The organism is Actinopolymorpha sp. B11F2, from assembly GCF_040195635.1.
In the GTDB taxonomy this organism is placed as follows: Bacteria; Actinomycetota; Actinomycetes; order Propionibacteriales; family Actinopolymorphaceae; genus Thermasporomyces.
The window spans coordinates 483,467-504,671 of the sequence record NZ_JBEFTX010000003.1 but is presented as its reverse complement, the minus strand read 5'-3'; the positions used below and the strand labels follow the sequence as shown (position 1 = coordinate 504,671).

The window sequence follows — 21,205 nt, the reverse complement described above, 5'->3', positions numbered from 1 at the left end:
GTCGCGTCAAGGTGCGGCGGTGACGTCGTTCAGCACCTTCTCGAGGCGAGCCGCCATCACGGTACGGGACGCGTGCCGGTCCACATAATCGCGAGCCCGCCGGCTCATCGTCTCCCGGTCGTCCACGGATCGGTCACGCAGCACCTCGATCGCCGTGGCAAGTGCGGCACGTCCGGAGGCACCGCCGCGTGGCGATCCGGGCACCGCGCAGCCGTGGTCGACGAGCCGCGCCTCGAGCCCACCGCCGACGTTGGTGATCACCGGGAGGCCCGCCGCCATGTAGTCGTACAGCTTGTTCGGGCTCATCGCCTCGCGGAACAGCTCCGACTGCGCGAGGGTGTGCAGGCCGACGTCACAGCCGACGAACACGTTGCCGAGGTCGCGTTTCGGCACGGGGTCGCAGAAGCGCACATTGTCGAGGCGCTCGTCGCGGGCCCGCGCGACCAGCCGCTGTTTGTCCAGCCCGTCGCCGAGGAGGACGAACGTGACGTCGGTGAGGTCCTTCGCCACGTCGAGCACCAGGTCGAGGCCGTTGGCGGGACCGTGCGCCCCCGCGTAGACGGCCACGAACCCGTCGACGCCGAGCTGGGCCTGGGCCTTCTCCCGGGTCACCGTCGGGACGAAGTCGGCCGGCTCGGCACCGTTGGTGACGAGGGCGACCTTCGCAGGCGGTACGCCGAACGACGCGAAGTGGGCGTTCCAGCCGTCGGCGACCGCGACGATCCGGTCCGCCGCCCGGTAGAGGAAGCGTTCCAGACCGACCAGGACGCGGTGCAGCGGCGATCCGGCGGTGAGGTAGCCGAGTTCCACCATCGACCGCGGCCACAGGTCACGGATCTCCAGCACGAGAGGGACCCGGTGGACCTTCGCCAGGAGCCACCCGGCGAGAGGAGTCACCAGATGCGGAGACGACGCGTAGACCACGCCGACGTCGCGCCGCCGCAGCCCCACCCGCAGGGCGCCGACGGCGTATCGCAGCCAGCCGCCGACCCGGGCGAGTCCGTTGGACTCGTGGCCGGGCACCCGGATCGTCACGAAGTCCGGCGAGTCGCTCACGAACCGCTCGCGGGTGTTGTTGTTGCGGTCTCCGGCGACGATCAGGTGCGCCCATCCGGTGAGCCGGCCGAACAGCTCGACGTGGCGCGTCCCTCCCCCTTGTGAACGGGGCAGGGCGAAGTGGTTGAGGACGAGGACTCGGCGACGTCCGCCGGCCCCTTGCGTACGGCTCCGGCGCGGTGTCATGACTGCCGTTCGCTCCCCGTCTCGGCCGCACCCGCGGCGTCGTGTCCGGCCGCGTCGTGTCCGGCGGCGTCGTGTCCGGCGGCGTCGTGTCCGGCGCTCTGTGACGTGGCGTCCGGCTGGGGACGCGGGGTGACGCGAGGCCGCAGCGGCTGCCGTCGCCTGGTGGCCGTGACGCCGCCCACCGGCATCAGGTAGACCATCAGGACCGCGAGCAGCATGCCGTGGGTCAGGAAGACGGTCAGCATCGCGGTGTTGGACAGGCTGAACGCCGACTGCGCCATCGCCGCGATCGCGAGCCCTTCCGGCAGCCCCTTCGCGATGGCGTCGAAGAAGAACAGCACCACGCCCAGGACCGCCGTGAAGCCGAACACACCGACCAGGCCGAAGTTGGCGAACGCGTCCGCCCAGATGTTGGCGTTCGCGCTGGTCTCGGGATTGCCGTAGTAGACCTGACCGATCAGGAACGCCGGCGGCAGTTCGTACGGATACTCCACCCAGCGGCTCAGCAGCCCGTAGCCGAGGAAGCCCTTCGGGTTGTGCAGGAAGAACTCGTAGTGGTACTTCGTGTTGACCGCGCTCGTCAGCACCATCCGGCGGATCAGCACCGAGGAGATGCTCCACCCGCCGGTGAAGAAGTCGTACGCCGTCACCGCGAAGACCCCGCTGCCGACGATCGCGGCGACCCGGTAGCCGACCCGCGAGACCGCCGTCGAGCGCACCAGGATCACCACGGCCGCCACCAGGACCGACGAGAACAGCATCTGCTTGAATCCGGTGATCGAGACGAGGAAGAGTTCGGTCGCCACGCCGAACACCGTCCAGGCGAAGCGTTTCGTCGTCAGGCCGCGCGCGATGGCGATCGGCGCGATCACGTTGCCCAGCCAGGTGATGGCGTAGCGCGCCAGCCGCGGCACCTGCTCGAACGAGTCGCGGTAGGTGTCGCGGATCTCGTAGATCTCCGACAGCGCCACCCACCGGAACTGCAGCCCGTAGTAGGCGACGACGACGCTGACCAGGCCGATCCACACGAGGGCGAAGAGCGGCCAGTACAACCGCGCGGGCAGGTGCAGGCGCGGAAGCGTCGGGAGGCGGACGGAGTAGATCAGGCCAAGCAGCCAGAACGCCGCCGCCACCGAGCCCACCATGAGCCACACCGCCGTCGACAGCCTGGTCGTGAACACCGGGACGACGTGGATCGGGGCCACGACGATCATGAAAAGCATCCAGTAGACGATCGTCGACGGACGCTTCCACGACGCCGGGAGCCGCCGCGCACACAGCAGGTAGCTCGGCAACAGAACGAGCGCGACGAAGGGGTTCGGCCCCACCTTCTCAAAGCCCAGGTAGGCAAAGGACGGCGCGATGACGAAGAAGTGCGACGCGCCAAGACCGACCGCGTAGACGGCCAGCCACAGCAGACCGCGCCGGCCGAGCCGTGGAGCGTCGGCCGGCCGGGTACGCCGGAATGGCCGAGCGGCCAGCGTCCTGGCTCCGGTCAGAGTCGTGGCCGTGGTTTCACGCACGTCGCAACACCCACCACGCGAGGCCGAGCACACCGGCATAGGAGAACACAAGGACCCCAGAGTAGGCAGTGACACCGAGCACGTCGGAGCCGCCGAGCGCCCACACCAGCGTGGGTACGGCGACGACGAGAACCAGCCGGCAGGCGTCCCAGACAAGGGCGACGCCCTGGCGTCCGGCGAGGTTGAAGACGTTGCCGATCGGGCTCGCCACGAACTGCAGCAGGAACGCCGCGGCCAGGATCCGTGCGTACACCCCGGACTGTTCCCAGGTGCTGCCGAACACCCAGCCGAACGCCCACGGCCCGGCCACCGCGAGCAGCAGGGCCGGACCGACCCCGACGACGAACAGCCGGCGGACAGCGAGCCAGGTGAGCCGGGGCAGCTGACCCGAGTCGGCGCGCTGCGCCGCCGCACCCCTCCCGAGGAAGACCTGGGCCACCGACTGACCGACGACCGTGGCGGGAAGGGTGAGCAGTCGCATCGTGAACGCCAACCAACCGGCCGGTGTCGCCCCGAACGTGGCCGGGAAGACGAACGCGGGCGCCCACTGGGCGGAGCTGTTGAGCAACGCGGACCAGGTGGTGACGGCGGGGAACTGGCGGAAGCGGTGAAGTGCGGCGCGCAGGTCGGCGATGGTCAGGCGTTCATCGTCGGGTCGTTCGGTGTCGGGTCGTTCGGTGTCGGGTCGTTCGGTGTCGGGTCGTTCGGTGTCGGGTCGTTCGGTGCCGCGCTTCGGGCCGCCGAACAGCGGCTGGCGACCGACCACCGACACCAGACCAAGGATCCGGCCGATGCCCAGCCCGAGGAGCAGCCCGAGCGGTCGGACGCCGGCGAAGCCGAACGACAGCTGCGCGGCCGCGGTGCCGAGTCCCTGGGCGGCATTGCGACCCGCCAGGTCCCGGTACCGTTCCGCCCGGATCAGAACCGCGCTGACCAGCTGGAACATCGCGAGCACGGCGATCGTGAGCGGCACCAGCCACCACATGGCACGCAACCCGCGCAGCGTCTCGCCGCGCGCCCACCACGGCGAGGTCGCGTAGCCGGCGATCCCGAGGACGCCCGCGATCACGACCGAGCTGAGCAGGCCGACTCGCACGACCGCGCGCGTCTCCCGCAGGTCTTGCGCGAGCGGGATCGCGAGCTCGAGCCGCAGGCTCGCGAGGACGGCGCCGATCGCCACGACACCGGTGAAGAGCTGGAGGAGGGCGAAGTCTGCAGGCGCGTAGAGCCGCGACAGGACCGGCGCCCCGGCGACGATCACGCCCTGGCCGACGACGGTGCCGAGGACGATCTCGACCACACCACGCCGGGCGCCGGGACGGGCTCTGCCGGAGGTCGGCGTACCGTCCAGGCTCTCTCGCGGCGCTCCCCCGAGTGCGCCCATCTACCCACCCGTCCGGCGCGCGCCGCTCGGTGCGGTGTCGGACCCGGCGTACGGTCCCATGCTGGCGCCAGCGCGAGCACCGGCGGGGAGGAAGCCGGCGTACAGCGCGAGCAGGGTCCCTGCCTCGGTCTCCCAGGAGTACCTCGCGTGGACCGCGCGGCGCCCGCGTTCGCCCATCGCGGCGGCCGCGGCGGGATCGGCGAGCAGGCGGGAGACCGCTTCGGCAGCGGCTTCGCCGTCCTCCGGGTCGACGACCACACCTGCGTCGGCCTCGGCCAGGATCTCCCTCCACACCGGGAAGTCCGATGCCACCACCGGGAGCCCCTCGGCCATGTACTCGAACATCTTCGTCGGCAGGTTCTTCTTGTACGCCTCCGGCCCGCGTTGCAGGATCAGGCCCACCTTCGCCTCGCCGATCAGCTTCCGGGCGGCGTCGGGGGGAAGGACGCCGGCATAGTCGATGACGCCGGCGAGGTCAGGCTCGCTCAACCGGTCCTGCAGCTCAGGTGGCGTGAACGGGCCGACCAGGGTGAGCTTCTCGCCGTGCCGGCGGCCGGCGATCCGGGCGACGTCGAGCATGCTCGACAGGCCACGCAGGTCGGAGATTCCGCCGACGTAGACCATGCCGCGCGGACGTTCGGTGTACGCCGTGACCTCGCCGCCACCACTCTCGCCGCCACCACTCTCGCCGCCGACCCCGTCCCGGCCGTCCCTGTCCCCGCCGGCACCGTCAGCCCCGCCGGCACCGTCAGCCCCGCCGGCACCGTCAGCTCCGCCGGTGAGGATGGGAAAGTTGTTGACCGTGACGAGGTTCCGCGCGCCGGTGTACACACCCGCCACCAGTGGCGAGGCGGCCACGACCGCGCTCATGCCCCGACCGGCGGCACCGACCAGGAACCTTGTCCCCCACGCCACCACTGGCCGCAGCCGGTGCGGTATCCAGTGCTTGGCCAGGATCTGGTCGGGAAGCGGTTCGTGGGCGTCGAAGACCACCGTCCGCCCCCTCGCCCGGAGGGCGAACCCCAGGGGGATCAACTCAGGGTCGTGCAGGTGGTAGACGTCCGCCCGTTCGGCGAGCAACGGCCGCAGCAGGCCCCACACGCCCGTCGTCATACGGACCAGCCGTGACCGGGGAGCCGGTACAGGGAGCACCCGTACGCCGGCCGCGGTGTACGCCTCCTCAGCGCGTGCGTACAGGATGACGTCGTAGCCCGCGGCAGCGAGGGTCCGGCACTGCTTGTGGAAGATCCGGATGTCGGTGGCACGGTGCACGATGGACACGTGCACGGCCTTCGGCCGCCGAGGCCCCGCATCGACCGGCCAACCGTCGCCTGACGGGCCGGCCCCACTCGATGCGGCCCCACTGGATCCGGCCCCACTCGATGCGGTGTTGCGCGGTGCGGAGCTACCGGTCATTGCCTATTCCATAGAGCTTGCGGTTGGTCGATGGTCAGGACACGAAAGATCGCGGACAGGTCCGCGATCTGTTGTGCACTGGTCGACCACCTCGACGGCCTCGTCGCGGTCGCGGCCGCGCTCGGGTCAGCTCGGTGCCGGCAGGTCTGACGTGATCAGCGGCTCGCTGTCGGCGCAGACTAACAGGTCCTCGGCGGGTCCGACCGTGCTGTCCTCCGCCCGAGATCCCACCCCGAGGACGTCGCTGAACTCGACCTCGGCCACGGCCAGCGGCGGGACCTCGACGTGGGAGATCAGCGGATGGAACGGCCGCTCGTCCCGCTCACTCGTGCCGAGGAGCTGTTCGTGCAGCTTCTCGCCGGGCCGCATGCCGGTGAACACGATCTCGACGTCGGCCCCGGCCATGTCGATGAGCTGGCGGGCGACGTCGACGATGCGTACGGGCTCACCCATGTCGAGCACGAGCACCTCGCCGCCGCGCCCGATCGCCGCCGACTGGATGACGAGTTGCACGGCCTCGGGGATCGTCATGAAGTAGCGGGTCACCTCGGAATGGGTCACCGTGACCGGCCCTCCGCCGGCGACCTGCCGGGCGAACGCCGAGAGCACCGAGCCGCGGCTGCCGAGGACGTTGCCGAACCGTACGCTCAGGAAGCTGCCCGAGGCGGACCCGGCGAAATGCGCGGTCAGCCGCTCGGCCAACCGCTTGCTCCGCCCCAGCACGCTCGTGGCGTCCGCGGCCTTGTCGGTGGAGATGTTGACGAAGCGTTCGACGCCGGCCTTGGCCGCGGCCTCCAGCACGTGGATCGTGCCGAGGACGTTGGTCTTGTAGCCCTCCTCCGGATACTGCTCCAGCATCGGCAGGTGCTTGAGCGCGGCGGCGTGGAAGACCACGTCGGGCCGGCGTTCGGCGAAGAGCGACACAATGCGGTCGCGGTCGCGGATGTCGGCGAGGATGACGTCGCCGGTGTCGAGCAGCGCGCGTCCGCTGATCGAGAGTTGGACGGCGTGCAGCGCCGACTCGTCGCGGTCGAGCATCATCAGCTCGGCCGGTTCGAACCTGGTGATCTGCCGGCAGAGCTCGGCACCGATCGACCCACCGGCTCCGGTGACCAGAACCCGCTTGCCCTCGAGGTAGCCGGCGATCGCCTGGATGTCGGTGTCGACCTGGTGGCGTCCGAGCAGGTCCGTCACGTCGATGTCGCGGACGTCGCGGATCGAGATGTGACTCGGCGCGAGCAACTCGGCGAGCTCGGGGAGCACCTTGACCTCGAGGCCGCACTGGCGAGCCTCCCGGGCGACGTCGCGGTAGAGCTCGGCCTGTCCGCTGGGAACCGCCACCACGAGGACGCTGGCGTCGTGGTGCCGCGCGACCTCGGCGAGGTGGTGCCGCGTGCCGAGGACGCGTACGCCGGAGATCCGCAGGTGCCGCTTGCCCGGATCGTCGTCGATCAACCCGACCGGAAGGTAGGGGCTCGCCGGGTCGGTGAGCATCGACCGGATCAACTGCTGGCCGCCGTCACCCGCACCGAAGACGAGCGTCCTGGCACCGCTACGCGGCCGGGCGGTCCCCTCCCGCAGCCCGCGGATGATGCCACGGGTGGTGACCATCGCGAGGACCGCCGCCATCGTGCCGCCGAGCGGCACACTCAACGGAACCAGCCGGCTCGGCCGCACGGCCAGGTCGACGACCAGGACCGACGCCCCGATGATCAGCCCGCACGCCACGATCACGACGGCCTCGTCGAAACTCGCCGTGCGGTAGCCGCCCTGGTAGAGCTTGACCAGCAGGCCGACGCCCAGCTGAAGTCCACAGGCCACGGCACAGACGGCGATCACCCCGCCGATGTTGATCCGGTCGAGGGCGCCGTCGTAACGGAACACCGTCGCCAGGACGAGGGAGCCCGCCCACGCGAGGAGGTCGCCAGCGACGATGCCCAGGCGCGACCACGACACGACCGGCGCCGGACCTGCACCACCCACGAAACCACGCTCCCCCGTGCGTCGAGATAGTACGAGTCGAGATAGTAGGAGTCGAGATAGCAGGATAAGGACCTCAACGTGCGATGACGGACGTTACCTGACGTCTTGCGAAACATGTCAGGTCTTGCCCGTGCCACACTCGGTGCCGACGAATGCGCAGCAGCCGGCGGTCGGGCCACGGGGTGTCGGGCGTAACTCGCGTGTTCGCGCTCTGTCCCCGAAAGACCCCAGGAAGGTTGCTCCCCGTGGAGCTGCGCGACTATCTCAGGCTCGTCCGCAAGCAGTGGATGCTCATCATCTGCTGCACAACCGTCACCGTCGGCATCGCAGCGCTCGTGGTCCTCCGGACGACGCCGACCTACGCCTCACAGACCACGCTGTTCCTCAGCATGACCCAGAGCGACAACACCCCCGCGGGGGCGTACCAAGGTGGGCTCTTCTCCCAGCAGCGGGCCGCCTCCTACGCCGACCTCGTGCGCGGGGAGGCCGTCACCCGCGCCGTGGTCCAGGACCTCGGGCTCTCGATGTCGCCGGCCACGCTCGGCGGCAAGATCGGGGCGCGGGTCCTTCCCGAGACGGTGCTCCTCGAGATCACCGTCACCGACACCGACCCCACCCGGTCGCAGCGGCTCACCAGCGCGGTTGCCGAGGAGTTCAAGACGTTCGTTCAGGAGCTCGAACGTCCAAGCCCCGACCAGCCCTCGCCGATCCGGGCGACAACGATCGACACGCCCACGCTGCCGGGCGCGCCGGTGACGCCGAACCCGAGCCGGACGATCAGTCTCGGCCTGCTCGCCGGGCTCGTCCTCGGCATGGGGATCGCCGTCCTCCGTGAGGTGCTCGACACGAGCGTCAAGTCCGCCGAGGCGCTGACCGCCCGGACGGGTGCACCGAACCTCGGCGTCATCGCCCACGACTCCGACGCGCAGACCAACCCGCTGGTCGTCCACATCGAACCGCGGTCACCACGGGCGGAGGCGTTCCGGCAGCTGCGGACCAACCTGCAGTTCGTGGACGTCGATCGACACCCGAAGCGGATCGTCGTGACGAGCTCGGTGCCGTCGGAGGGCAAGACCACGACCACGTGCAACCTCGGCCTGACGCTCGCGCAGGCCGGCCAGCGGGTCATGCTGGTCGAGGGTGACATCCGCCGGCCGCGACTGGCGGAGTACCTCGGCCTCGAGGGCGGCGTCGGCCTCACCAACATCCTCATCGGCCGGGTCTCCCCGGACGACGCGATCCAGCCGTGGGGCGACCTCCCCCTCCAGGTGCTCGCCAGCGGGCCGCTGCCGCCGAACCCGAGCGAGCTGCTGCAGTCGCGGGCGATGCAACACCTGCTGCGCGAACTCGACGACCGCGCGGACGTCGTCCTCATCGACGCGCCGCCGCTGCTGCCGGTCACCGACGCCGCGCTCCTGGCCCGGATGTCAGACGGTGCGGTCCTCGTCGTACGCCATGGCAAGACGGGGACGGACCAGCTCGAGACGGCGATCGGCAACCTCGCCAAGGTCGACGCCCGACTGCTCGGTTCGGTGCTCAACATGGCGCCGTCGCGAGGGCCGGACGCGATGACGTACGGCTACGGCTACGGTTACGGCGTCGAGGGCGGGCGGCGGCGGTCGCGGGCGCCCGGCGAGACCGTCGGCGTCACCTGACCTGGCCAGGTCACGCCGGCCGGCTCGCCCACGTACGACCGCCGTCGCCGCTGAACCACAACGCCTCACCGACACCGAGGTACGCACGGTCGCCGTCGGCGGTGATGTCGGGGAAACCGCCGGCCGTCGTCTCGACACACGCACGCGGCTTCCAGGACGCTCCGGCATCGGTCGACGCATGGACGGAGATCCCCGCACACGACCGGTCCCCCACCACCGCGGCGAGGCCGGTCGTCGCGGAGACGAAGTCCAGGTCGACCGCGCCGCGCATCTCACCCCGGTCGCTCCACGACGCCCCGCCATCGACGGTCCGCAACAGCACTGCCGCCGCGCCCTCCCTCCCACACAGGACGTACGCCTGGTCGCGGGACAACGTGCTGTAGCCCAGCACCTTTAGCCGTCGCGGGCAGGGGACGTCGACGTCACCGGTCGGCGCGTGGATGCGGGCGCCGGCGACGGGGAGGCGGTGCCAGCTCCCGTCCGAGCCGTTGGAGGGGGTCCACGTCCCGCCACCATCGGTCGTCGTGAAGGTCGTCAGCGTCGCGCAGTCGGCACCGGCGGCGACGACCCAGGCTTGTTCCGCGTCGACAGAGGCCACCCGCAGGACGACCGCCGCGGCCGGCACGCTCGCCCGCTGGAACGACTCGCCACCGTCGCGGGACAGTGCGATCGTCGCGCCGCCTGTGCCGCACGCCCCGGTCACCGCCCGCGCCACGGCACCCGCCGCTCCGATGTCGACGAGGACCCGCGGCGCACCCGGATCGAGCGCGGGTCGGACGGTCGCCCCCGGGTCACCGGTCGCCGTCGGGCTGCCAGCGGGGTCCGTACCCGGCGTGGCCGAGTGGCTCGCTGTCGGCGCGGGTGTCGCCACGATGCCGGTCATTGCCGGCGAGCCCGCGTGGGTGTGGCGTACCGCGAGAACGACGAGCACCACGTCGAGCGCCACCATCGCCGCCAACCCCACCGCACCGAGCATGCGCAGCCTCGACACCGAACGGCCCTCCTCGCGAGATCACCCGGCCGTAGTCCATCACGATCGACGGCGCAACGGCCGTAGGCGTTCCGCCACCAGCGTTCATGCTGGTCCAAGGGCCATTGTCCTGGTCCAAGGGCCATTGTCGTTCCTACCCGCCACGTGCGGCTTGGATAGCCTGTGCTGCCGGCGCCAGGCCATCGCGGCCGTGCGGTGGCGACGTCGATCAGGGCCGTCCATCAGGGCCATGAAGCCACCACGGCCGGGGAAGGGTTGACCCGCGGATGAAACGCGTCATGGTGGTCTACGGGACCCGTCCCGAGGCGATCAAACTGGCGCCCCTCATCTCCGCGCTGCGGTCGTCGGCCGTGGTCGAACCAGTCGTCGCCGTCACGGGACAACACCGGGAGTTGCTCCACCAGGTTCACGCCCTGTTCGGGATCACGCCAGACCACGACCTCGCGATCCTGACCGAAGGGCAGACACTCACCGACATCACCCAGCGCGCCCTCACCGGGCTCACTCCTGTCATCCGACATGTCGAGCCGGACGCCGTCGTGGTCCAGGGCGACACGACCACGTGCTTCGCGGGTGCTCTGGCTGGGTTCTACGCCCAGGTCCCCGTCGTCCACGTCGAGGCGGGCCTGCGTACGCACGACCGATACGCGCCGTTTCCCGAGGAGATGAACCGCCGGCTCACGACGCAGCTCACCCACCTGCATCTCGCGCCGACGGCCACCAACCGCGCACACCTGCTTTCCGCCGGAGTGGGTGAGGACTCCGTGGTGGTCACGGGCAACACCGTCATCGACGCGCTGATCGAGATCGCCGGCCGCCGGTTGCCGTACGCCGACCGGAAGGTGGCAGAGGTCGTCGCCTCTGGCCGCCGCGTCATCGTGGTCACCGCCCACCGGCGCGAGTCGTGGGGCGCTCCGCTGCGTTCCGCGGCCGGGGCCGTCGCCGACACCGCGCGGACGCACCGGGACGTCGAGATCGTGGTCCCGCTCCACCCGAACCCCGCTGTCCGCCGGGTGGTCGAGGACGAACTGGCCGGCCGACCCCACGTCCACCTCGTCGAGCCGCTGCCGTACGCCGACTTCGCGCGGTTGCTGCGCGACTGCCACCTCGTCCTCACCGACTCCGGTGGGATCCAGGAGGAGGCGCCGAGCCTCGGCCGTCCGGTGCTCGTCCTCCGCGACACCACCGAACGGGTCGAGGCGGTCGAGGCGGGGACCGTACGCCTCGTCGGTACGGATCGCGCGACGGTGCACACCGCGCTGACTCAGCTGCTCGACGACGACCGGGCGTACGAAGCCATGGCGAGTGCGAGGAACCCCTACGGCGACGGCAAGGCGGCCGCCCGGAGTGCCGCGGCGATCGAAGACCTGCTCGGGGCGGGGATACGCCTACCAGACTTCGGTGGATAAGATCACGCGCCTACGTCGCAAAAGTGCTAATTTCTTCACGAACCGGTCACAAGCGGACACTTGGCAGGCACCAATTCCCGCCACTCAGATACGCTCTGCGCCTGACTGATCACGATAAGTGTGGATTTCCACGTCTGACCACTGATCACCCTTCAAGGGGGGACGATGCAGTTAGCAACACTCGCTCGTCGAGGTACGGGGATACTCGCGTCGGTGGCCGTCGCCACCGGCACGCTCATCGCTGCGACACCTGCGCACGCGGACGATGCCCAGCCGGGCTTCGTGGCCCAGGCCTACGGCTCTTATGCGTTCACAGACGACCGACGCCTCGGCAGCGGGCCTACCGCCTACAGCGACATCGCGTGCGGCACCGCGCCCGGCGAGGTCGTCACCAACAAGACCGCACAGGTCGTACTCCCCGAGCTTCTCGGCAACGCTGGCGCCCAGTCGACCTACGTCGAGTCGATCGAGACCGACACGTCGCGGACCTCGCTCGCCAACTCGCGCACCGCGAGCCTCAACCTCCTCGGTGGACTGATCAGCTCCGGCGTGATCAAGTCCGAGACCCGCACGACCTGGGACGGCTCCGGCTTCAGTGCCGAGGGAACCTCGTCGCTCGCCGACCTCAGGATCCTCGGCCTGCGGGTCGCGGCCGACCCGGCGCCCAACACCCGGATCGACCTCTCCCTGCCACTGCTGGGCGACGTCGGATACGTCGAACTCAACCGGCAGATCCAGCGACCGGTCGACGGCGGTTTCGAAGCGATCACCACGGCGTTCCACCTCGTCCTGCTGTCGGACAACCCGTGGCTGCCAGGCAAGGGTCTGCACGTGTGGCTGGGCAACTCCAAGGCCGCGCTGACCGCGCCGTCGGTCGGCTTCCTCAAGGGGCAGGGCTTCGCCTCCAGGATCACCCTGGCCAACGGAGCGGTGAACTCCGGCGCGACTGCGTTGGCCAAGGTCGCCTGCACCGGCGGTAGGGACATGAACTCCGCAGCCACGGTCGACCTGGACGACATCGCCAAGGCCGGCGCGGCCAAGACGGACGCGATCGGCGAGACGACCGCCACCGATGCCAGCAGCAAGGTGGGACAGCGGATCACCTCGATCGAGGCCCTCGGCGGCCTGATCAGGGCCGACGCCCTCGTCGCAGCGGCCACGGCCACGCGTAGTAACGGTGGTCCGATCACCCTGACCGACTCGGGCACGCGGTTCGTCGGCCTGACGGTCGCCGGACACCCGTTGGCCACCCTGGGCGTGGCACCCAACACCAAGATCTCGCTGCTCGACGGTGCTGCCGAGGTCACGCTCCGCAAGGTCAGGCGCGACGCCCGCACGATCGAGGTCACGATGATCGAGATCGTGGTCAAGGACGGCACCCTCGGCCTGCCGATCGGCTCGAAGGTCGAGATCGGCCGGGCCTACGCGGGGATCACACCGGCCAGCTGACCGGCTAGGGCGACGCGGCCCCAGGCATAGGGGCGCAGACGACCATCGACGCCTGACCTGACAAAACCGAACGAGGGTGGCGCTTCGGCGCCACCCTCGTTCGCATTCCCGCGAAACCGAGCCCAGGCTTACGCGATCGAGCCCAGGCTTACGTGGTCGAGCCCAGGGTTTGCGGAAACGGTGCATGGCCGCGCCATGTCCCATGATCATGATCGTGATCGTGAAGGTTTTCGTCGCATAGACCCGCTTTTCCTTCATGATCATGGGCGCGGCACGTGGCAATGACCCCTGTACGGCCCAACGCCGGGCTCGCGCACAGCAGCGTCAGGCGCGGAGCTTGGGCCGGACATGCAAGCCGGCATCGGGAGGTACGACGACCTCCTGGGCGGCGGCTACGCCATCGGCCAGCAGGTCGGCGTCGACGGGGACGTTGCGGCGGATCAGAGCGAGTGTGACCGGGCCCATCTCGAAGTGTCGCGCACTACTGGTCACGAACCCGACTGCCCGATCTTCGTGGGTGACCGGTGCTCCGTGACCCGGGAGCCGGTCGACCGAGCCGTCGAGGTGCAGGAACACCAGCCGGCGGGGCGGCCGGCCCAGAGTGTGCACCCGCGCCACCGTCTCCTGCCCGCGGTAGCAACCCTTGTGCAGATGGACGGCGGTGCCCAGCCAACCCACCTCGTTGGGGATCGTGCGATGGTCGGTCTCGAATCCCGCCCTTGGCAGGTGGGCGGCGATCCGCAGCGCTTCGTACGCCCAGAGGCCAGCAGGACGACCAGGGCCTGCCGCTGCCGCCGTATCGCCAGCGCCCGCCGCCTCTCGAACGCCCGCCGCTGACCCCGTGTCTCCAGCGGCCTCGACAACCCGCCTCGCGGTCTCTGCCAGCTTCGAGCGTGGAACGAAGATCTCCCGGCCGCCGAGCGAATCCGCGCCCTGCCGGGTGAGATGGTCTGTCGTCCCTTCTGCAGTCCCCTCAGCCGTCACCCCTTCAGCCGTCACGCCTTCAGCCGTCGGCTCCCACCGGATCGCGTACTCCGCAGACAGGTCGCTCACCTCGACCCGCATCAGGAAGCGCATCGACTCCAGGAACGCGACCACCTGCGGTGCCGTACCTGGCTCGACGTGCATCCACACCGCCTCGCCGTCGTCGACCATGGCCAACGCGTGCTCGACATGGCCGTGCGGCGAGAGGAGAAGCGCACTCGCCGATTCGCCCGGAGCGAGATGCTCGACATCCTGCGTGGTGAGGGCATGCAACCAGGACAGCCGGTCAGGGCCGGCGACCCGGACGACACCCCGGTGGGAAAGGTCGACGAAATCCATGCGGTCGACGGCGAGGCGGCGTTGTTCGCGCATCGGGTCGCCGTAGTGGGCCGCGACGCCGCTGTCCGGCGGGTCGGCGGCAACGGCTCCCGCGAGACCGAGGAGTGGGCTGGCATAAGCGTCGGTGTCGGTGGCAGTCACGCCTTCGAGATTACGGGGCTCCGAGCCGAGCCGGGGTGCCACCGCCGCCTGCGTCCCAGGCGACAAACCCGCTGGGTGCAGTCCACTCCCGTCATTTCGAACAGTTCGTACAGGATCCGAAGATCGCGAGATGGCGTACGTCCATGGTGAAGCCGTGTCGTTCGCGGAGCCCGTCCGACAGCGGGTCGATCTCCGCCGACGCCACCTCGATCACCCGACCGCACGAACGGCAGACCAGGTGGGCGTGGTCAGGCGTACTGATCGCGTGGTAAGTCGGCGCCCGGTCGCCCAGGTGTGCGTGGCTTACGAGCTGGAGCTCCTCCAGCAGTTCGAGCGTGCGGTAGATCGTCGACATGTTGACGCCGCTGGCCTTTTGCCGGACGACGGTGAGGATCTTCTCTGGCGTCGCGTGGCCCAGCTCCTCGACCGCCTCGAGCACGAGTTGCCGCTGCGGGGTCAGCCGAAATCCCCTGGCCCGCAGCTCCTCGTGCAGGTCGGAGCCGCCAGGAAGGTCGCCATGCGGTCGGTCACCCATCGGCAGAAATTCTAGGCCGTGTCCACCGGCCGATGTGATCATGCCGGTCGCGCCCTACGAGCAGCACGTACGAATGTCAGGAAACGGGCGCAGCCCGCTCGAGCCGACCCCACAGGTGGGACTGCATGCCTTCGCCGACCGCCGCCATGTCGAAGGCCCACAGCAGCGCACCGTCGACCAGGCCGTACAGTCGGCGCCCCGCGTCGTACTCCTTGGCGGTCGCCGTCCGCGCCACCAGGTCGGTCGCGAGCTCGATCTTGGCTCCGTCGATCTGGCCGTACCACACCTCGGCCACACCGGTGGGGTGAGCGAGGACGACCTCGAGCCCGCCGTCAGGCTGGGGACGCCAGAAACCGGTCTCCATCGCCAGCGGACGGACCGCGGTGCCTTCCGAGTCGAGCAACCAGGAGCGACTCGTGTAGTAGAGGAATGGCTTCCCGTTGTGGCTGAAGACCACTTCGTGGCCGAACTCGAACGGCTCGATGGTGGGATAGTCGCCGTGCCCACGCCCCTCCCACCGGCCGAGCAGGAAGGCGAGCGGTACGCAGTCCGGGTGCAGGTCGGGCGGGATCTCGAATGGCGTCGGCGTTGCCATGGTGATCAGGCTCTGGCTCCGGTGTAGGTGGTGCTCTCGATCCGTGCGCTGGCGGTACTTCCGCTGACGTTCCGTGTCCGTCCGGTTCCTCCGCCGCTGGCTCCTCCGCCGCTGCCCCCACTTCGGGCGGTTCCGGACGCGACGGCGCGGGTCGCCGCCGGTCCGCGCTCCGGCCGGCGGACCAGTCGGAACAAAACGAAGATTCCGGCGACTCCGATGGCCAGCACGGCCAGGATGAGCAGTCCGGCGAACACCGATTCGATCACGATCCAGGAGTTTAGTTGCGCCTCGGCGGCCGACCGGCGACGCCCCGCCATGTGTCAGACAGTGAACCCGTGGGCGCGCCTGACCGTACATCCTGCGTAATGTTCGCCTATCGCGATCATGACGCTCGGTCGCCGGTGCTCTGCGTACGATGTGGTACGACAAGCTCGCCTGAGCCCTCGACCGTGGGGGAGCAGCATTCGTCGCAGGATCAGCGGGGATGTGCGTGGCAACCCGTAGCCCGCCATGCGGCAACCTCGTTGGTTCACGGCACGTCAGTACTAACTGAATGACGGTGAACTGACCGACGGCCAACTGACCACTGTGAAGTGACCGACTGTCTGGACAGCGCAGGGCTGCCGCCCGCGGCACACGGTACGAGGACGCAAGGAAGCCATGAGCTATTACCGCGCCGATGATGAGTTGCGCTCGATCAACCTGCGCGAGGACGATGACTCGCAAGGGCCACGCGCAGATCGCCGCAAGAAGAAGACCCGCACGAAGACGGTTCTCCTGGTCCTGCTCTCCCTGCTGCTCATGCTCAGCGGAGGGATTGTTCTCACCGGCTACATGCTGTCGGAAAAGTTCGGCGGCCAGATCGACCGGTTCTCCGCGTTCTCCCAGCTCCCGGAGAAACTCCGCCCGAAGAAGCCCACGGGCGCGGGGGCCGACGCCGTCAACATCCTGCTCGCCGGCAGCGACGCGCGCACCGACGACGACTCCGGTACGACCGGCCAGGGCAAGGGTGACGCCTGGAAGAGCGGCGGCCAGCGCAGCGACACGATCATGATCCTGCACATCACCGGCGACCGGAAGAGTGCCTACCTGATCTCGCTCCCCCGTGACTCCTGGGTGGAGATTCCAGGACGAGGCAACAACAAGATCAACGCCGCGTACTCCTTCGGTGGCCCTCCGCTCTACATCCAGACCGTCGAGAAGCTCACCGGGCTACGCATCGACCATCTCGCCGTGATCGACTGGGCCGGATTCAAGGCTCTCACCGACGCCCTCGGCGGCGTCCAGATGACGTTCGACGACGACACGCGCTTCGCCAGCGGGAAGTACTACAACGCCGGCACGCACACCCTCAGCGGCGAAGAGGCCCTCGACTACGTACGTGAGCGCAAGACGCTGCAGCGTGGCGACTTCGACCGGATGGCGCGGCAGCAGAACTTCCTCCGCTCGCTGATGCGTCAGACCCTCTCCAACGGCACGATCAGCAACCCGTTGAAACTGGGCCGCGCACTCGACGCGATCACGCAGAACCTCTCCGTCGACGAGGAGTTCACGACCAAGGCGATGCGCGACCTCGCTCTCGACATGCGAAGCCTGCGGGCAAGCAGTGTGACCTTCATGACCGCCCCCACCAAAGGCACCGGCATGGAAGGCAGCCAGTCGGTTGTCTACCTCGACGACGCGAAGGGTGCCGCGCTGTGGAAGGCCGTCCGGGCGGACAGGATCGGCCCCTGGCTGCAGAAGAACGGCTCACAGGAAGATGTCCTGGGCGACGAAGTCCGCTAACTGATCGGCTCCCGGCATCCACGCTGTCGGCGTTGTCCTCCTCGCCGATACGAACCCCAGTATCGGCTTCGTCGTCCGCCTTGCCAGCGCGGCGCCGGGCGCCGATCAGCCGTGTCAGATCTTTCAGCCAACTGTGCGCGCCTAACTTCAGTACGCGCCGTCGCGGCTGAGGACGGCGCCCAAGGTCTTGGCGAGGATCACCAGATCGGCTGACAGAGACCAGTTCTCGACGTAGTAGAGGTCGAGGCGTACGGAGTCGTCCCAGGACAGGTTCGACCGACCCGACACCTGCCAAAGGCCGGTGATCCCGGGGCGTACGAGCAGCCGGCGGCGGACGTCCTCGCCGTACTGCTCCACCTCTCTCGGCAGCGGCGGCCGCGGACCGACCAGGCTCATCTCGCCGCGCAGGACATTGAACACCTGCGGCAACTCATCGAGGGACAGCTTGCGGATCACCCTGCCCACCCGGGTGATCCGCGGATCGTTGCGAATCTTGAACAGCACACCGTCGTGCTGGTTGTCGGCGTGGAGTTCGGCGAGGCGTTGCTCGGCGTCGACCACCATCGAACGGAACTTGAAGCACGGGAACTCCTTGCCGTGCACCCCCACCCGTGTCTGCCGGAGGAGCACCGGACCGCGGTCGTCGAGTTTGATGGCGATGGCGATCACCACCAGCAATGGAGCGGCCAGGATGGCGAGCAGGACGGCCGCCACCCAGTCGAAAATGTTCTTGACGATCCGGCGGGCACCCTTGAACTCGGGCTCCTCCACGTGCAGCAGTGGCAGACCGGCAACCGGCCTGACGTGGATGCGAGGCCCGGCGACGTCGGTCAGGCTGGGTACGACGACGAGATCGACACCGGAGCCCTCCAGCGACCACGACAGCCGGCGTAGCAGCCGGGACGACCGCCCGGGGAGCGCACTCACGACCACCGTGTCGATGCCGCCGCGTTCGACGGCCTCCCGTACCTCGTCGAGGTAGCCCAGGATCGGCAGACCCTGGTCAGCCACCTCGTCGCCGGGATCCTTCGACAACCGCGGAAGGCAGGCGCCGACCACGGCGAAACCCATGTGCGGCTCCCGCTTGATGACCTCGAGGAGTTCGGCCACACCGGCCGGCATGCCGACGAGGAGTACGCGATGGACGAGGCGGTCCCGGCGATGGAGCGCATGGAGCACCTTGCGTGCGCCGAATCTGCCGAGCAGCACGACCATGGTGCCGAAGGGGAACGCCGTCGCGAGAAACCCACGGGACAACTCGATCTTGCCGAGGTAGCACACGATCGCCACCAGGCCGGCCGCCAGCACGCTGCTCGAGAGGACGAGCTTGTACTCGTCGGTGCCCGACCCGAACGTGCGGGGCGAATAACCGCCGCGGACGGCCAAGACACCTACCCAGGCGCCGGTCAGCGCGAGGGCGACGAACGTGTAGGGAACACCGCCGAGGTTGGCTCCGCGCCACGCACCTGCGATCTCGGTCTCGACGACCCTGAAGCGTACGAGCGTAGCCGCGAGCGTCGCGGCGCCGATGAGTCCGAGGTCGAGGACCGCGACGGCGAGTGCGAACCAGCGCATGCCGCGTGCCGCCATGCCACGCGGCGGTGGCCGGTGGGCGGCGTCACCCGCCACGTCCCCGTCGCCGAGACGTGCGCCCGGCTCCTTCAGTATCGCCATTCCGCTGCGATGTCCCCCAACGTTCGTACTCGTCCGACGTGCGATGTGGTGGTCGGGTTGCCCACCCCGTGCACGGCCGGATCATCGTCGAGGTCGCGGCACCGATCGGTCAAGGTGGTAGGAAACACCGTAAACCCTCCGGAGACGCCAGTCAGGTGGACGCGCTTCGGTGTGTGACGGTGCGCATTGCGTACGACGACATGCCTGGGTACGCACGACTGGGGCCTGCGCGGCCGACCGGGCACTGCGGGGCCGACCGGGCACTGCGGGGCCGACGGCGCAGAGCTCACCCCCGGAAGGCGGGTCCGGACGGCGTATCGTCGGCGAAGGCATCCGCCGGAGAGGGGTGGCACACACGATGGCGCATCGGGCTGTCGTCACCGGTGGCGCCGGTTTCCTCGGCAGCCACCTGTGTGAGCGGCTGTTGGACGAAGGGTTCGAGGTCATCTGCCTCGACAACTTCCTCACCGGACGCCCCGACAATGTGGCTCAGCTGATCGAGCGGGACGGTTTCCGGCTCGTCCGCTGCGATGTGAGCGACTTCATCCACGTGCCCGGTCCGGTGGACGCCGTCCTGCACTTCGCGTCACCGGCCTCTCCCGTCGACTACCTCCACCTGCCCATCCACACGCTGAAGGTGGGTTCGGTCGGAACCCTGCACGCGTTGGGTCTCGCCCGCGACAAGGGGGCGCGGTTCGTTCTCGCGTCCACCTCCGAGGTCTATGGCGACCCGCTCGAGCATCCGCAGCGCGAGGAGTACTGGGGCAACGTCAATCCGGTCGGCCCGCGTGGCGTCTACGACGAGGCCAAGCGGTTCGCCGAGGCCCTCACCGTGGCCTACCGTGCGACCCACGGCCTCGACACGGCGATCGTCCGGATCTTCAACACGTTCGGCCCGCGACTACGCCCGAACGACGGCCGCGCGATCCCGACCTTCATCCGGCAGGCGGTGCGCGGCGAGCCGCTGACCGTCGCCGGTGACGGGAGCCAGACCCGGTCCATCTGCTACGTCGACGACATGGTGACGGGCATCGTCTCGATGCTGCACTCGACCCACGCCGGACCGCTGAACCTCGGCAACCCCCATGAGCTCTCCGTCCTCGCGCTGGCACGGTGGATCCTCGAACTCGCCGGGTCGGCGTCCGACATCGCGTTCGTACCTCGCCCGGAGGACGACCCGCGGATCAGGCAACCCGACATCTCCCAGGCCCAACAGCTGCTGGGATGGGAGCCCAAGATCACCGTGGAGGACGGCCTCCGGCGGACGATCGCGTGGTTCCGCGACCATCCTGAGCTGGTGTGACGAACACTTCTCGCCTGGCAGCCGGCCGACCTAGTAGATACCTAGTAGACTGCTGTCATGAGCGCGCAACCGTCCGACTCGGACGCTACGGTCACGGTCACGGAGCTGAACCAGCGGACCACAGCGGTTCTTCGTCGGGTCAAAGCAGGTCATACCCTGCCCATCACCGAGCGCGGAAAGATCGTGGCATTTCTGACCCCGCCGCCACCGACCGTCACCGGTAACCCGACCATCGACCGATGGATCGCCGAGGGCCGCCTCACGCCCCAGGCAGTTCCAGGAACGATCCTCGACCTGTTGCCGATGCCAGAGCTGAGCGAGGACGGGTCCAGTCTTTCTGCCGAGATCGTCGCCGAACGCGACCGGGCAGCGGGCGACGAGTGATCTACCTGGACACCTCCGCCGCGGCAAAGCTCGTCCACACCGAGGCCGAGTCCGCTGCCCTCACCCTCTATCTCGCCGAACGACTGACCACGCCCCTCGTGTCGTCGGTGCTGCTGTATCCCGAGCTCGTCCGCGCCGTCACTCGCCACCAGCCAGCCCTGCTGCCACGCGCGGTCGCGTTGTTCCAGCGCATCATGACCGTGCCGATGTCGAGCGACATCGTGATCGACGCCGCGAGTGTCGGAACGCCACAACTTCGGACCCTCGACGCGCTGCACCTGGCCACCGCTGCCACGATCGCGCGTGAGCTCGACGCCTTCCTGACCTACGACAAACGCCTGGGCGACGCCGCCGGCTCTACCGGGCTTGCGGTGGCAGCACCCGCGTAGGTCGGGGACCGGGGAGCAACCATG

General features: G+C 69.2%; 18 protein-coding genes. 7 read left to right on the top strand and 11 right to left on the bottom strand.

Annotation, left to right across the window (positions count from 1 at the left end):
- Positions 1-6: 6 nt before the first annotated feature.
- The 5 genes from ABN034_RS08760 to ABN034_RS08740 all read right to left on the bottom strand — a co-directional run bounded on the left by ABN034_RS08760 (position 7) and on the right by ABN034_RS08740 (position 7,548).
- Positions 7-1,242: a glycosyltransferase family 4 protein gene (locus ABN034_RS08760; RefSeq protein ID WP_349690489.1), complete on the bottom strand. Its 1,236-nt coding sequence runs from the start codon at positions 1,240-1,242 to the stop codon at positions 7-9.
- Positions 1,239-2,765: a hypothetical protein gene (locus tag ABN034_RS08755; protein ID WP_349690488.1), complete on the bottom strand. Its 1,527-nt coding sequence runs from the start codon at positions 2,763-2,765 to the stop codon at positions 1,239-1,241. The genes ABN034_RS08760 and ABN034_RS08755 overlap by 4 nt, the downstream gene beginning before the upstream one ends.
- Positions 2,758-4,149 carry a lipopolysaccharide biosynthesis protein gene (locus ABN034_RS08750; protein WP_349690487.1) on the bottom strand — a complete coding sequence of 464 codons (1,392 nt, stop codon included), beginning with the start codon at positions 4,147-4,149 and terminating at the stop codon, positions 2,758-2,760. Before ABN034_RS08750 ends, ABN034_RS08755 begins: the two co-directional genes overlap by 8 nt.
- The gene (locus ABN034_RS08745; protein WP_349690486.1) at positions 4,150-5,430 is read right to left on the bottom strand and encodes a glycosyltransferase family protein; all 1,281 of its coding nucleotides are present in this window, start codon (positions 5,428-5,430) and stop codon (positions 4,150-4,152) included. It abuts the gene before it with no gap.
- A 261-nt stretch (positions 5,431-5,691) separates the two neighbouring features.
- A complete protein-coding gene (locus ABN034_RS08740; protein ID WP_349690485.1) occupies positions 5,692-7,548 on the bottom strand; it encodes a polysaccharide biosynthesis protein in 1,857 nt (618 codons plus the stop codon).
- A 245-nt stretch (positions 7,549-7,793) separates the two neighbouring features.
- Between ABN034_RS08740 and ABN034_RS08735 the strand changes: the two genes are divergently transcribed.
- Positions 7,794-9,203 carry a tyrosine-protein kinase domain-containing protein gene (locus ABN034_RS08735; protein WP_349690484.1) on the top strand — a complete coding sequence of 470 codons (1,410 nt, stop codon included), beginning with the start codon at positions 7,794-7,796 and terminating at the stop codon, positions 9,201-9,203.
- A gap of 10 nt (positions 9,204-9,213) precedes the next feature.
- Here ABN034_RS08735 and ABN034_RS08730 read toward each other — a convergent pair whose 3' ends face one another.
- Complete coding sequence (locus tag ABN034_RS08730; protein ID WP_349690483.1) at positions 9,214-10,194, bottom strand: WD40/YVTN/BNR-like repeat-containing protein; 981 nt, start codon at positions 10,192-10,194, stop codon at positions 9,214-9,216.
- Between the two features lie 266 nt (positions 10,195-10,460).
- On the opposite strand from ABN034_RS08730, the gene wecB reads away from it, so the two are divergent.
- Positions 10,461-11,603 (top strand): non-hydrolyzing UDP-N-acetylglucosamine 2-epimerase, encoded by a 1,143-nt coding sequence (gene wecB, locus ABN034_RS08725; protein WP_349690482.1) that lies wholly within the window; start codon positions 10,461-10,463, stop codon positions 11,601-11,603.
- 213 nt (positions 11,604-11,816) lie between these two features.
- The gene (locus ABN034_RS08720; protein WP_349690481.1) at positions 11,817-13,052 is read left to right on the top strand and encodes a choice-of-anchor P family protein; all 1,236 of its coding nucleotides are present in this window, start codon (positions 11,817-11,819) and stop codon (positions 13,050-13,052) included.
- A gap of 324 nt (positions 13,053-13,376) precedes the next feature.
- Here the strand turns inward: ABN034_RS08720 and ygfZ are convergent, their stop codons facing one another.
- The 4 genes from ygfZ to ABN034_RS08700 all read right to left on the bottom strand — a co-directional run bounded on the left by ygfZ (position 13,377) and on the right by ABN034_RS08700 (position 15,963).
- Positions 13,377-14,516, bottom strand: coding sequence for a CAF17-like 4Fe-4S cluster assembly/insertion protein YgfZ (gene ygfZ / locus ABN034_RS08715; protein ID WP_349690480.1), 1,140 nt, complete (start codon positions 14,514-14,516; stop codon positions 13,377-13,379).
- Positions 14,517-14,607: 91 nt separating this feature from the next.
- Positions 14,608-15,051 (bottom strand): Fur family transcriptional regulator, encoded by a 444-nt coding sequence (locus ABN034_RS08710; RefSeq protein ID WP_349690479.1) that lies wholly within the window; start codon positions 15,049-15,051, stop codon positions 14,608-14,610.
- A 76-nt stretch (positions 15,052-15,127) separates the two neighbouring features.
- Positions 15,128-15,646 (bottom strand): heme-binding beta-barrel domain-containing protein, encoded by a 519-nt coding sequence (locus tag ABN034_RS08705; protein WP_349690478.1) that lies wholly within the window; start codon positions 15,644-15,646, stop codon positions 15,128-15,130.
- Between the two features lie 5 nt (positions 15,647-15,651).
- On the bottom strand, positions 15,652-15,963 hold the full coding sequence (locus tag ABN034_RS08700; protein ID WP_349690477.1) for a hypothetical protein: 312 nt from the start codon (positions 15,961-15,963) through the stop codon (positions 15,652-15,654).
- Positions 15,964-16,306: 343 nt separating this feature from the next.
- On the opposite strand from ABN034_RS08700, the gene ABN034_RS08695 reads away from it, so the two are divergent.
- Positions 16,307-17,431, top strand: coding sequence for an LCP family protein (locus ABN034_RS08695; protein WP_349690476.1), 1,125 nt, complete (start codon positions 16,307-16,309; stop codon positions 17,429-17,431).
- 147 nt (positions 17,432-17,578) lie between these two features.
- On the opposite strand, the gene ABN034_RS08690 is transcribed toward ABN034_RS08695, so the two are convergent.
- Entirely contained in the window at positions 17,579-19,105 is a 1,527-nt protein-coding gene (locus ABN034_RS08690; RefSeq protein WP_349690475.1) for a sugar transferase, read from the bottom strand.
- Positions 19,106-19,463: 358 nt separating this feature from the next.
- Here ABN034_RS08690 and ABN034_RS08685 point away from each other — a divergent pair, with 358 nt between their 5' ends.
- Genes ABN034_RS08685 through ABN034_RS08675 form a run of 3 tightly spaced genes read left to right on the top strand, consistent with a single transcriptional unit; the run spans position 19,464 to position 21,181 of the window.
- Positions 19,464-20,408, top strand: a complete 945-nt coding sequence (locus tag ABN034_RS08685; RefSeq protein WP_349690474.1) for a UDP-glucuronic acid decarboxylase family protein — start codon at positions 19,464-19,466, stop codon at positions 20,406-20,408.
- A gap of 57 nt (positions 20,409-20,465) precedes the next feature.
- Entirely contained in the window at positions 20,466-20,792 is a 327-nt protein-coding gene (locus tag ABN034_RS08680; protein WP_349690473.1) for a type II toxin-antitoxin system Phd/YefM family antitoxin, read from the top strand.
- Entirely contained in the window at positions 20,789-21,181 is a 393-nt protein-coding gene (locus tag ABN034_RS08675) for a type II toxin-antitoxin system VapC family toxin (protein ID WP_349690472.1), read from the top strand. The genes ABN034_RS08680 and ABN034_RS08675 overlap by 4 nt, the downstream gene beginning before the upstream one ends.
- Positions 21,182-21,205 lie beyond the last annotated feature (24 nt).

Bases quoted from the DNA above. Each gene is read 5' to 3' on its own strand.
- ABN034_RS08760 (WP_349690489.1), bottom strand. From the start codon at position 1,242: ATGACACCGCGCCGGAGCCGTACGCAAGGGGCCGGCGGACGTCGCCGA.
- ABN034_RS08750 (WP_349690487.1), bottom strand. From the start codon at position 4,149: ATGGGCGCACTCGGGGGAGCGCCGCGAGAGAGCCTGGACGGTACGCCG.
- wecB (WP_349690482.1), top strand. From the start codon at position 10,461: ATGAAACGCGTCATGGTGGTCTACGGGACCCGTCCCGAGGCGATCAAA.
- ABN034_RS08710 (WP_349690479.1), bottom strand. From the start codon at position 15,051: ATGGGTGACCGACCGCATGGCGACCTTCCTGGCGGCTCCGACCTGCAC.
- ABN034_RS08705 (WP_349690478.1), bottom strand. From the start codon at position 15,646: ATGGCAACGCCGACGCCATTCGAGATCCCGCCCGACCTGCACCCGGAC.
- ABN034_RS08700 (WP_349690477.1), bottom strand. From the start codon at position 15,963: ATGGCGGGGCGTCGCCGGTCGGCCGCCGAGGCGCAACTAAACTCCTGG.
- ABN034_RS08695 (WP_349690476.1), top strand. From the start codon at position 16,307: ATGAGCTATTACCGCGCCGATGATGAGTTGCGCTCGATCAACCTGCGC.
- ABN034_RS08690 (WP_349690475.1), bottom strand. From the start codon at position 19,105: ATGGCGATACTGAAGGAGCCGGGCGCACGTCTCGGCGACGGGGACGTG.
- ABN034_RS08685 (WP_349690474.1), top strand. From the start codon at position 19,464: ATGGCGCATCGGGCTGTCGTCACCGGTGGCGCCGGTTTCCTCGGCAGC.
- ABN034_RS08680 (WP_349690473.1), top strand. From the start codon at position 20,466: ATGAGCGCGCAACCGTCCGACTCGGACGCTACGGTCACGGTCACGGAG.